Genomic DNA, 12,152 nt, shown 5'->3' with positions numbered 1-12,152 from the left:
GTACCACCATATGATCGGGTCGATCGCGCTCGTCGCGGTGATGTTCGCCGTCAGTGCCGGTTGCTCGGTCACGCCACCGGAACCCACCGAACCGGCTGTCGGAGCAACCGGGGATCCGGTACTCGGTGGTTCCATCCGGGCGGTCCAGGCGGCCGAGCCGCGTGGCCTCGACCCCGCCGCGATGTCCAACACCTGGACCACGCAGGCCTTTCTGGGAAACGCGCTGTACGGGACGCTGCTCGTCAACGATGTCGTCAGCACCGCCGTCCAGGGTTCGATGGCGTCGAGCTTCGAGACCACGGACGGCGGTGGCACGTTCACCCTGACCCTGCGCCCGGGCGTGGTGTTCTCGGACGGAAGTCCGTTGGACGCAGCCGCGGTCAAGTTCAACTGGGATCGGTTGAGGGACCCGGCCACGGCATCCTCGACCATCGCGCAGGCCGGAACGATCGCCTCCAACGAGATCGTCGATCCACTCACCCTGCGCTCGACACTCCGGTCACCCAACCCCCATTACGCGCAGTCCGTGGTGAATTCGGCGATGAACTGGATCGCATCGCCCGCTGCGCTCGGCGCGGGACCGGAGGCGTTCAACGCCGCACCGGTCGGTGCCGGGCCCTACGTCCTCGAATCCTGGGCCCGCCAGGACGTCCTCGAATTGGTGCGAAACCCCCGCTACTGGGACGCTCCGCGGCCGTACCTGGACGCGATCAGCCTGCGGTCCGCCAGTGACACCAATCAGCGGATCAACACGGCCATCGCGGGCGGTGCCGACGTGGTGATGGACTCGAACTGGGCGAGCCTGGCCAAGGCCCGGCGCGCCGGTCTCCCGGTCGATGTGGTGCCCATGGGCGGGGGGCAATTCATCTCGATGAACCATGCCAGAGCTCCGTTCGACGACATCCGGGCACGGCAGGCGGTGGCGATGGCTGTCAACGTCGAGTCGCTGAATCTCGCGATCTACAACGGAGAGGGCGAGATCCCCGAGACGATGTTCGTGGAGGAGTCGCCGTTCCACACCGATACCGGGATGAGCAGATACGATCCGGACGCCGCCCGGGCGCTGTTCGACGAACTGGCCGCCGAGGGCAAGCCGGTGAAGTTCACCTTCACCGCGATCACGACGGTCGAGAACCGGGCAAACGCCGAGAGTGTGCAGGCGCAGTTGAGCGCGTTCGACAACGTCGAGGTCGACGTCGAGGTCGTCGATTTCCCGACCGGTCTGGCGAAGGCGGGTGCGCGTGACTTCCAGATGATGGTCAGTGCGTCCAACATTCAGGATCCGGACTTCGGGCTGTGGACCGCATTCCACAGCACCTCGAGGGGAAACACGACGGGGGTCGTCGACACAGAGCTCGACCGAGCGTTGGAAGTCGGCCGGTTCAGCCAGTCGGTCGAGGAGCGCAAGGCCGCGTATCAGATCGTGCAGGAGCGCCTCGTCGCGCTCGTTCCGGGAATCTACTACGTGCGGGCTTCGCCTGCTGCGGTCACGGGGCTCGACATCGGCGGTGTTCACCAGTACGGCCAGGGATCTCTGCTACCGGAGGAACTGTGGAAGGCCGAGTAGGTCGTCGCACGAGAGAGGACTGTCCATGACCACCGAACCACTGCTCGACGTTCGCAACCTGCGGGCGTACATCGGCACGGCCCGCGGAGAAGTCCGTGCCGTGGACGATGTCACGTTCTCGCTGGGTGAGGCCGAGTCCCTCGGTGTGGTCGGTGAATCCGGGTCCGGGAAGTCGGTCATGGCGAAGGCGATCATGGGTCTGATGCCACCCAGGTCCGGGCGCACCGGTGACGTCACCTTCCGGGGTCGAGACTTGTTGTCGCTCAGCAAGAAAGAAAAGTTGGAGGTGTGGGGAAACCAGATCTCGATGGTCTTCCAGGACCCTGGTCGTTCGCTGAATCCGGTCGTCAGGGTCGAGCGGCAGCTGACAGAGGGCATGCGTAGACATCTGGGATTGTCACGGTCCGCAGCACGTTCGCGCGCACTCGAACTTCTCGAGGAGGTCGGCGTCCCCGACCCCGAGCGTCGTCTCCGCAACTACCCCCACGAGATGTCCGGTGGCATGCGGCAACGCGTCATGATCGCGATCGCGCTGGCGTGCGAACCGGATCTGCTCATCGCCGACGAACCCACCACGGCACTGGATGTGACGATTCAGCGTCAGATACTCGATCTACTTCGCCGTATTCGACGGGACCGAGGGACGGCGATCATGTTGATCAGCCACGACCTCGCGGTCGTCGCGGGTCAGACCGATCGTGTCGCCGTCATGTATGCCGGCCGGATGGCCGAAGTCGGTTCCACGAGAGAGGTGTTCGAGGCTCCTCGACACCGGTACACGCATGCGCTCCTCGGAGCGACCCCCACCATCGACCATCCGAGGCACGCCCCGCTGCGACTCATCGACGGCTCGCTACCGGACCCGGTGAACCCACCGAGCGGCTGCAGATTCAGCCCTCGTTGCAGCGCGGCCGTGGCGGAATGCTCGGTGCCCGGTCCGGTGTTCGAGTCGGTCGGTACGGACCATCACGTCGCATGTCTGGAACTGGTCGGTAGAGCGATCACAGGAGAAGACCGACATGGCAGGTAGTGGAACCGCTCATCTCCGCGGCGATGGAGCGTTGCTCAGCGTCGAGGACCTGGTCGTCGAGTATCCGTCGAAAGCGGGCGTCGTACAGGCGGTCTCCAAGATCAGTTTCGACGTACTGCCGGGCGAGACGCTGGGCATCGTGGGCGAATCCGGCTGCGGAAAGTCCACGACCGGTCGGGCTGTCCTGCGATTGGACCGAGCGGTTGCCGGGAAGATCACGTTCGACGGTGAGTCGATCGACGGAGCAACCGAGGCTCGTATGCGCGAGCTCCGACGTGCGATGCAGATGATCTTCCAGGATCCGATCGGATCGCTGAATCCGCGGCGTGCGGTCAAGGACATCGTTGCGGAAGGACTCGCTGTCGCGGGTGAGTCTGCTGCTCACCGTGACGCGGCGTCGACAGCCGTTCTGGACCAGGTGGGTCTGGGCGGGACACGTTTCGCTGCCATGTTGCCGCGCCAGCTGTCGGGCGGCCAGGCGCAGCGCGTGGCCATCGGGAGAGCGCTCGCTGTGGAACCGACATTGCTCATCTGCGACGAACCGGTGTCCGCGCTCGACGTGTCGGTGCAGGCGCAGATCATCAATCTGCTCGAGAAGTTGAAAGCCGACTTCGATCTGACCATCGTCTTCATCGCTCACGATCTCGGCGTCGTACGGGCGATGAGCGACAACGTCATGGTCATGTACCTGGGAAAGGTCTGCGAGTTCGGTGATTCGACTGCGGTGTACGACAACCCCGCTCATCCCTACACGCGGGCGCTGCTCGACTCGGTGCCACTGACGGACCCGGACAGGGGTTTCGAAGGGCCGGCACTCGCGGGCGACCTACCCTCGCCCTTGGCTCCTCCGTCAGGCTGTCGATTCCGCACCAGATGCCCCGCTGCGCAGGAGCTGTGCGCGTCCGAGGAGCCGGTGATGCGGAAGGTGGACACCGGCCAGTTCGTGGCCTGCCATTTCCCGGCCACGGGTGCGCCGTGACGTGTCACCGTTCGACGACGACAATGCCGCGAACGATGGTGGCGCGAACGAGGTCGGCCGACAGTTCTTCCAGGACGGTGGCCGGAGGCGCAGCGAGGATGCACAGATCGCCGCTGTGGCCCGGCTGGAGCAGGCGTGGAGTGGCGGGAGACCCGGCGGAACCGAGAAACATGTCCAGGGCTCGTCGGGCGTCGATCCGCTCGTCTGCGCCGAGGACAGATCCGGAGGCGACCGCACGGTCCCGCGCCGCGCGCATACACGCCCAGGGATCCAGGTCGCCGAAGGGTGCATCGGTGCCTGCGGCGGTGGGCACCCCCGCTCCGATCAACGACGCGACGCGCCACAGTTGCCCGTGGTCCGACTTCGGGACGTCTCGAAGGTACTGATCGCCGCGCTCGACGACGAAATTGGGTTGCGTGACAACGGTGACACCGAGGTCGACCACGTCTCTCAGCACATCGTCGGGAACCATGGCGGCGTGCTCGATGCGGTCGCCGGCCACGGTTCCGACCATCCGGAGCGCCACCACGGTCAGCACCAGCTGCGCCACGGTCACGCAGTGAACCGCGACCGCCTGACCAGCCCCGTGCACGTCCTCGATCCACGTCGTCACATCGTCCAGCACGAGGTCGGTGTCGTCGAGTATCCGTTTGACAGGCCCGAAGGTCACCGCACGTCGTTCTCGGTCGCGTCGCGCCAACAGATGGAGGTTCTGAACGAATCGTCCTGCACGCATCTCGTTCTCGAAGAAGTCGATGGCCCCGGAGTCCATGTTCGGGGTTGCATCCGTGCACCCCGTGACTCCGAAGGACGCCAGACGTGTACTGATCGTCGTCAGATCACCGTCGGTGCCTCCGTCCCGACGGCTGAACTCGGAGTCACGGCGAAACAGCACACCGTCCGAGTCGGCCGGCTCGTTCAGAAGTCGCGAACCTGCAGAGTTGACGATCCACAGAGCGCCGCTGCGGTGTTGCACCCGGACCGGTACGTCTGCGCGCCAGAGGTCCACTCGGTGTCGGTCGAGGGGTCCGGCGACGGACTCGTGATATCCCACGGCCCGAATCCATCCGTCGGAGCGCACGGCGGCCGTGCGGAGCATTGCGCGCGCCTCCGCGTCGGTGGACACGCGCGGGGGACCGAGGTGGACGGAATCGTCAGCTGCCGCTGCAGATCTCAGGTGCACGTGGTGGTCGTGCAGACCGGGCATCACGGTACCGCCGCGGGCGTCGACGACCACGTCGTGGGCCCCGGCGGACAGGTACGGGCCGCGCTCGGCGATGACCCCGTGCTGCAGCCGCAGACTCACCGGCGTGCCGTCGAGGTCGACACCGCCCTGCACGAGTACTGCTCGATCTGCTGGTCCGGCGGACATCGACCGAGCATAACTGCCGGACATGCGGACGGGTCGTCCCTGCTCGCAGGGGCTGAGGATGGAAGTGTCGAATGCAGTCTCACAACTATGAACCAAGTTTCACTTGTGTGAATCAGTACTCGGCACTACTGTGGGTGTGGTCTCAGACACACTGATACGCCCGGGTTCGGGCGGTACGGAGCGCTGTATGAAACTCGCACTTCATCTGAACGACTACTCTCACTTCGGCACTCCGGTGGAGATGGGCCCGTCGCTGGCTCGCATCGCGCAGTCCGCCGAGGAGGTGGGCTTCTCGCGGTTGAGCGTGACCGATCATCTCTGGCAGATCAGTCTGATCGGCGAAGAGAACGAGCCGATGTTGGAGGCGTACACGGTCCTTGCGTTCCTCGCCGGCTCCACGTCGAAGATCGAACTGCAGACTCTGGTGACAGCCACGACGTACCGAGCGCCGGGGCTACTGGCCAAGATCGTGACGACGCTGGACGTGCTGTCGGGTGGCCGGGCGTGGTTGGGAATCGGCACGGGGTGGAACGAGCAGGAGGCGACCGGGCTCGGCCTGCCGTTCGATCACCACGACGGTCGCTTCCGCCGGTTGGAAGAGACTCTGAAGATCGTCCTGCAGATGTGGAGCGACGACGACGGCGAGTACGTGACCGAGAACTACCAACTCGGTCAGACGATGAACGTCCCCGCACCCGTCTCCAGTCCTCGTCCCCGAATTCTGCTGGGCGGCGGTGGTGAGCTGCGAACACTGAAACTGGTGGCGAAGTACGCGGACGCCATGAACGTGTGGGGCGGTGAGGAAGCCCGCCAGAAGATCACACGACTGAACGAGCGCTGCGAGGAGATCGGCCGGAACCCGGACGAGATCGAGAAGACCGCGCTCGTCAACTTCGACGTCGAGCGCGACGGTGGGGTCGACGCCCTGCTGGAAAATCTGCGCAGGTTGCACGACCTCGGTTTCACGACCGTCTACGGATCGGTGCCGGATCTGAGTGACGTCGCCCCGCTCGAATTGCTCGGGTCGAAGGTCATCGCCGAAACGAACTCGTGGTGAACGCCGTCCACGCGCGAACCTCCCCTGTCACACGAACCGAAAGGAACCGAGTATGAAGATCGATGACATGATCATGTTGAGCATCGATGACCACGTCGTGGAACCGCCCGACATGTTCAAGAACCACGTGCCGGACAAGTGGAAAGACCAAGCGCCGAAGAGCATCGTCGACGAGAACGGCTTCGAGCGCTGGTGGTTCCAGGGAAACTCGATGGGCACGATCGGCCTCAATGCGGTCGTCGGGTGGCCCAACGAGGAGTGGGGCCTCAATCCTTCGACATTCGCGGAGATGCGTCCCGGCGCATACGACATCCACGAACGCATTCGTGACATGAACCGTAACGGCATCGTCGCATCGATGTGCTTCCCCTCGTTCGCCGGTTTCAGCGCGAGATACTTTCAGGAAGCGCATGACAAGGACATGGCCCTGATCATGCTCAAGGCCTACAACGATTGGCACATCGACGAGTGGTGCACCGCGTACCCCGGCCGCATGATTCCGTGTGCCATTCTCCCGGTCTGGGATCCGGTCGAGCTCGTCGCAGAGGTTCGCCGTGTCGCAGCGAAGGGCGTGCGGGCCGTCACCATGCCCGAGCTTCCCCACCTGCAGGGCCTGCCCAGCTATCACGATCTGGAGTACTGGGGCCCCTTCATGCAGACGGTGTCCGAGCTCGAGGTCGTGATGTGTCTGCACATCGGTCAGGGGTTCGGTGCGATCAACGGCGCACCGGGGGCGCCACTGGACAACATGATCATTCTCGCCACTCAGGTGTCCACTTTCGCGGCCCAGGACCTGCTCTGGGGTGGCGCGATGACGAAGTATCCCGACCTGAAGATCGCCTGGTCCGAGGCGGGAATCGGCTGGATTCCGTTCTATTTGGACCGTTGCGATCGGCACTACACGAATCAGCGCTGGCTCGGTCACGACTTCAACGGAATGTTGCCCAGTGAGATCTTCAAGAAGCACTCACTGGCGTGCTACGTCACCGATCAGACCGCGCTGAAGGTTCGACACGACATCGGCATGGACATCATTGCGTGGGAATGCGATTATCCGCACTCGGACGCGATCTGGCCCAATGCTCCGGAGTTCGTCCACGCCGAGATGGGGAACGTGGGAATTCCGGACGACGAGATGAACAAGATTCTCTACCAGAACTCGGCACGATTCTTCGGTATCGATCCGTTCAAGCACATCTCGAAGGAGGACGCCACGGTCGGCGCCCTTCGCGCATCGTCGCCCGACGTCAGCACGGAGATCCGTTCGAAGCACGAATGGCGCAAGCTGTACGACCTCGCTCACGCGCCGAAGTAGACGTCTTCCGGCCCGCGAACGGCCCGCCGCCGAGATCTGTCCGCGGTGGGCCGTTTCGCGGTGCGCAGAGCACGTGTGGCTCGATCTTGCTCTGCCACTGAGATTTTCGGACTCCACGCTGTCGGGGAACTTCTCTCCCACTAGACCCGAAAGCGGTGTGAGATTCGTCGCAGCGGTGTACGTTCACACCGAACGCATGTTCATTGTGGTGAATTAAGCCTCGACCTGTGGATCGACCACCTCGAGACGGCGAGCCGCCGTCGACGCAATCGCATCAGTCCGGCGGTGCTCACACGAAGTGCCTGCCCCCATCACCTGGAGATCGCTTTGCCAACACCATCATCTGGGGTTGCCGCCGCCGGCGGTACGTTCCGCGGCGCAGGCTGGACACCCCGCCTCGTTCTGTCCTTGGTCAGCGTGGTCTTCCTCATCGAGGCCGTTGCGTTGTCCTACACCAAGGCCACCACGGCGCTGCCGTTCATCAGCACCCACTTTCAGACGACTCAGGGCGCGTGGATTCTCACGGTCTACTCGCTCGCGGGTGCCGTCACCGCGCCGTTGTTCGGGAAGCTGGCGGACAAGCACGGCAAACGCCGAATGCTCCTGATCATCGCGGCACTGGCCACCCTGGGTTCGGTGATTGCGGCAACCTCGCAGAGTTTCGAGATGTTGCTGGTCGGGCGCGCCTTGGAAGGCTGCTTGACCGGTGCGATGTTCCTGACCTACTCGCTGATTCGGGACACCTATCCGGCGAAGATCGTGCCTTTCGCTGCCGCGGTCACGGTGACCGGTGCCGGCGCGCTCACCGCATTGATCCCCACGGTCGTCGGAATCATCATCGACAGCTACGGGTGGCGAGGAGTCTTCGTACTCAGCGCGGTCTGGGTGGGAACGATGTTCTTCGCGATCCTCTTCACCACGAAGGAATCCTCGGTGCGCGCGGAGTCGCGCACGGATGCCCTCGGCGCATTCTTGTTCGCAGCAGCCCTCGGCAGCCTTCTCACCGGCATCAGTATGGGAAATCAGTGGGGTTGGGCCGACGTCAAGACCCTGGGTCTGATGGTTCTGGGTCTTGCTCTCGGCGCTCTGTACGTCATGACGTCACTCCGGCGCACAGACCCCATCCTGAACGTGCGCATGTTCACCCGACGCGGAATTCTGATGGCGGCCACAGCCGCCGCCGTGATGTACGGCGTGTCGGCGCTCGCGTTGACAGTGGTCTCGATCATCGGGCTCACACCGGCCCTGTTGGGTGGGGGGTACGGCCTCGGGCTCTCCGCGACGGGTCTCGCGCAGATCACCACGACCCAGTCGTTGACGTCCGTGGTGGCCGGCATCGTCACCGGGCTCCTGGTGCGGCGCGTCGGTCCGTGGCACACAGCTCGCACCGGAATGGTGTTGATTGCTCTGGGCACGGCCTACCTGGCATTCCGCCACGATTCGGTTCCGGACATGATTTTCGGTGCGCTGATCTTGGGCATGGGATCGGGATCGTGCTCGGCATCGGTTCCGAACCTGGTCATCGCGGCCTCGCCCAAGAAGGAACAAGCATCGTTCTCGTCCGGCATTCAGGTCGTCATCTCCGGAATCGGAGGAGTGACACCGGTCCTCGGCTTCGTGGTCCTCGGTCGAGCAGCCACCTCCGGGCCCGGCGGCGCGATCGTCTACACGGACGGGGCGATCACGACCGCACTCCTTGGATGTGTGGCACTGGCAGTGGTCGGCGCGCTACTCATGTCGACCGTTCTTCGCCCCCGTCCCGGCAGTCTGACGGCCGGTGACGACATCGATGAAGCTCAGGCCGAACTGCTCGCCGCGCAGTTGGGCGGTGCACCGCAGGAAATGGTGCCGAACCTCGTGGATCCGAAGTCTGCAGGACCGGCCACCGGATCGCCACAGGTGGACCGCAAGGTGTAGTTCGGTTCGGAGGCGACCGGCTCATTATTCTGAACTGAGGAGAATCACGTGGGAAAGCTCGATGGAAAAGTTGTCGTCATCACCGGCGTCGGCGCAGGCCTGGGCAAGCAGAACGCCATTCGGATGGCGGCGGAGGGCGCCCGAATGTCGATCTCGGACCTCTCCGCCGACAAAGTGGCCGACGTTGCCGACCTGTGCCGAGCCGAGGGCGGCGACGTCTTCGCCATCAAGTGCGACGTGTCGAAGACTGCAGACCTCGAGGCAATGGTCGAAGGAACGGTGCGGGAGTTCGGCACCATCGACGTGCTGGTCAACAACGCCAACTATCAGGCGGATCACGTGCCGTTCCTCGAGCAGAGCGAGGACCACCTCGACAAGGCTTTCGGTGTCGGTGTGTACGCCGCGTGGCGGCTGATGAAACTGTGTCATCCGCACATGAAGGGCAAGTCGGCCTCGATCATCAACTTCGTGTCCGGCGTCTACCAGAGCGGGATGGCCGGCTACGCGTCGTACGCCCCGGACAAGGCGGCCATCCGAGCGCTGTCCATGGTGGTTGCCCGCGAGTGGGGAGCTGACGGGATTCGCGTCAACAATCTGAGCCCGGTGGCGTGGACCGACACGATCGAGCACACCCTTGCACCGGAGTACACGGATTTCGTCAAGGCGGAGATGTCGAAAGGTCCGCTCGGACGGATGGGCGATCCGGCACAAGATATCGCGCCGGCGCTGATCTTTCTGGCTTCCGACGACAGCCGATGGATCACCGGTCAGAACATCAATGTCGACGGGGGCGCGACGATCAGACCGTGACCCCGGTGGACGTGGGCGTTTCGGGCGGTCGCTCATGCGTGGCCGAACCCGCCGAACCGGCGGCGGGGAAGGCAGGGTCGTCCTGCAGGCGAGGTTCGCAAGCCGAAGGGCTCTCGTCGACTTCCGCGCCCACGAGAGGCTCTCGTCCTGGCAGAGGACGTCACCGAGGAACGCGCTGCGAAAGCAGAACTGGAGCAGGCGCGGGCATTCCGCGACGCGGTCCTGACTGCCTCCCCGGACGTCACTACTGTCACTGACATTCAATCCGGTCGCACCTCGTGGGCCTCACGGGCCCTGGACACACTGCTCCAGAACTCGGTCGAGGGCAGGATCTCGTCGTGGCCCGGAGCCGATTCCACGGACTCGGACGGCGCACCGTCGCCGGGAGTGGACGTGGTTGCCGAGGACGTCGACGTCGTTCACGCCGCCGACCGTGCTGCCGCACTTCTGCCGGACGGGGAGAGTCACACCGTCCGGTATCGGGTGCGGACGCCGGACGGTGACATTCGGTGGTTGTCCCGGCGTACCACGCCCTTCCGTCGGTCACCGTCGGGCGAGGTATCGGACGTGCTGTCGGTGGTTCGTGAGGTCACCGACGTGGTGGAGGCTGAGCGCGCCCTCGAGAAGGCTGCTCTCCACGATCCCCTGACCGGGCTACCCAATCGGATGTTGTTGCTCGAGCGCATCGGTTCCGCCATCGAACGCGGTGAGCGAACAGGGTCGACGGCCGCAGTGCTCTTCTGCGATCTCGACGGCTTCAAACGAGTCAACATCACCGGCGGCCACGCCGCCGGTGATGCCGTGTTGGTCGAGGTGGCCCGCAGGATGCGGTCGATTCTCCGTCCGAGCGATTCCATCGCGCGCGTCGGGGGCGACGAGTTCGTTCTCGTGATCGACGGGATGCGCAACAGCGAGACAGACGCGGAGCCGCAGGGGAATGGGCACGCTGCACAACGGGTCGCCGAGCGTGTGCGTGCGGTCCTGGGCGCACCGATCAGCGTCGAGGGCCATGATCATGTGATCTCCGTCAGTGTCGGAATGGTGTTGATACACAGGGGAAACACCGCACACGAGGCTCTTCGCGACGCCGACTCCGCGATGTACCGGGCGAAGCTGTTGGGTAAGAACCGGGTCGAGTTGTTCGACGACGCGCTGCGCGCCGGCGCGCTCGAACGTGCTCACATCGAGAATGCTCTCCGGGGTGCTTTGGAGACACCGCAGCGCGGGGCAGCGTTGTTGAGCGTCGATTACCAGCCCGTGTACCACCTCGGCGGTGGCCGACTGGTCGGGTTCGAAGCCTTGGCCCGATTGCGCGATGACGCGGGTACGGCAATAGCCCCGGACCGTTTCATCCCGGTGGCGGAGGACACCGGTTTGGTCACCGCTCTGGGGGCACGCGTTCTGCACCTCTCGCTGGGTGCCCTCGCGCGGTGGAGGTCGACCGAAGCCTAAGCCGAATCCGACGCCGGCGGCGGTGTGCGACCTACGATGGCTGTGAACCTCAGTGCGCGCCAGGCGCAGCATGTGTATATGTTCGTCGTCGTCACCGACATGCTTGCGCGACACGGGCTCGAGTCGAGCGATCTGATCCTGGAGTTGACCGAGTCGGTACTCCTCGAGTCCGGTTCCTCGACGCTGCGTCAACTCTCGCAACTTCGCGCGAACGGAGTAGGAATTGCGATCGACGATTTCGGTACCGGTTATGCGAGTCTGCGACATTTGGCGACCTTGCCGGTGAGTGCCGTGAAGATTGACCGCTCGTTCACCGCCACCATGACGAAGGACCCGGCAAGCGACAGCATCGTCCGCGCCATCGTGGGCATGGCTCGGGACCTGCGACTCGACTGTGTGGTGGAAGGCATCGAAACGGTCGAGCAATTGCACTCGCTACCGGGGGAGGTGCAGGGTCAGGGATTCCTGCTTGGTCGACCGGCTCCGGATCCGTTCGATTCGTGGTCGGCGGCGGGATCTGCAACGTGAAGACCGCTGCTACCCGACGAGCGGCGTCACTGATCGCCTGCATGGCCGGTAGGTCTGTGATTTGAGCACTGTGGTGTGAGTCGAATCGTCCCGTCGCGACGGGTGTCGATCGACGTCACGCTCGA

The 12,152-nt window shown here is 64.3% G+C and carries 8 protein-coding genes and 1 pseudogene; 8 read left to right on the top strand and 1 reads right to left on the bottom strand.

The features are described from left to right. Window positions 1-10 precede the first annotated feature (10 nt). The 3 genes from HQ306_RS21585 to HQ306_RS21575 are packed head-to-tail and all read left to right on the top strand — an operon-like array spanning window position 11 to window position 3,576. On the top strand, window positions 11-1,567 hold the full coding sequence (locus HQ306_RS21585) for an ABC transporter substrate-binding protein (protein ID WP_261770411.1): 1,557 nt from the start codon (window positions 11-13) through the stop codon (window positions 1,565-1,567). Between the two features lie 25 nt (window positions 1,568-1,592). After that, the gene (locus tag HQ306_RS21580) at window positions 1,593-2,597 is read left to right on the top strand and encodes an ABC transporter ATP-binding protein (protein WP_222633483.1); all 1,005 of its coding nucleotides are present in this window, start codon (window positions 1,593-1,595) and stop codon (window positions 2,595-2,597) included. Continuing rightward, window positions 2,587-3,576, top strand: a complete 990-nt coding sequence (locus HQ306_RS21575) for an ABC transporter ATP-binding protein (RefSeq protein ID WP_222633482.1) — start codon at window positions 2,587-2,589, stop codon at window positions 3,574-3,576. The genes HQ306_RS21580 and HQ306_RS21575 overlap by 11 nt, the downstream gene beginning before the upstream one ends. 4 nt (window positions 3,577-3,580) lie before the next feature. Here HQ306_RS21575 and HQ306_RS21570 read toward each other — a convergent pair whose 3' ends face one another. Continuing rightward, window positions 3,581-4,948, bottom strand: coding sequence for an amidohydrolase family protein (locus HQ306_RS21570; RefSeq protein ID WP_222633481.1), 1,368 nt, complete (start codon window positions 4,946-4,948; stop codon window positions 3,581-3,583). Between the two features lie 187 nt (window positions 4,949-5,135). Between HQ306_RS21570 and HQ306_RS21565 the strand changes: the two genes are divergently transcribed. From HQ306_RS21565 to HQ306_RS22485, 5 genes and pseudogenes are all read left to right on the top strand, one after another. After that, window positions 5,136-6,005, top strand: a complete 870-nt coding sequence (locus tag HQ306_RS21565) for an LLM class F420-dependent oxidoreductase (protein ID WP_222633480.1) — start codon at window positions 5,136-5,138, stop codon at window positions 6,003-6,005. 52 nt (window positions 6,006-6,057) lie between these two features. Then, entirely contained in the window at window positions 6,058-7,320 is a 1,263-nt protein-coding gene (locus HQ306_RS21560; protein ID WP_222633479.1) for an amidohydrolase family protein, read from the top strand. Window positions 7,321-7,737: 417 nt separating this feature from the next. Next, window positions 7,738-9,237, top strand: a complete 1,500-nt coding sequence (locus HQ306_RS21555; RefSeq protein ID WP_308115555.1) for an MFS transporter — start codon at window positions 7,738-7,740, stop codon at window positions 9,235-9,237. A 48-nt stretch (window positions 9,238-9,285) separates the two neighbouring features. Then, the gene (locus tag HQ306_RS21550) at window positions 9,286-10,047 is read left to right on the top strand and encodes an SDR family NAD(P)-dependent oxidoreductase (RefSeq protein WP_222633477.1); all 762 of its coding nucleotides are present in this window, start codon (window positions 9,286-9,288) and stop codon (window positions 10,045-10,047) included. A 387-nt stretch (window positions 10,048-10,434) separates the two neighbouring features. Continuing rightward, window positions 10,435-12,027 (top strand): annotated as a pseudogene (locus HQ306_RS22485) (putative bifunctional diguanylate cyclase/phosphodiesterase). Window positions 12,028-12,152 lie beyond the last annotated feature (125 nt).

This window comes from Rhodococcus sp. BP-160 (assembly GCF_019836205.1).
In the GTDB taxonomy this organism is placed as follows: Bacteria; Actinomycetota; Actinomycetes; order Mycobacteriales; family Mycobacteriaceae; genus Rhodococcoides.
The sequence above is the reverse complement of the archived record's forward strand: the minus strand, read 5'-3'. Positions and strand labels throughout refer to the sequence as shown.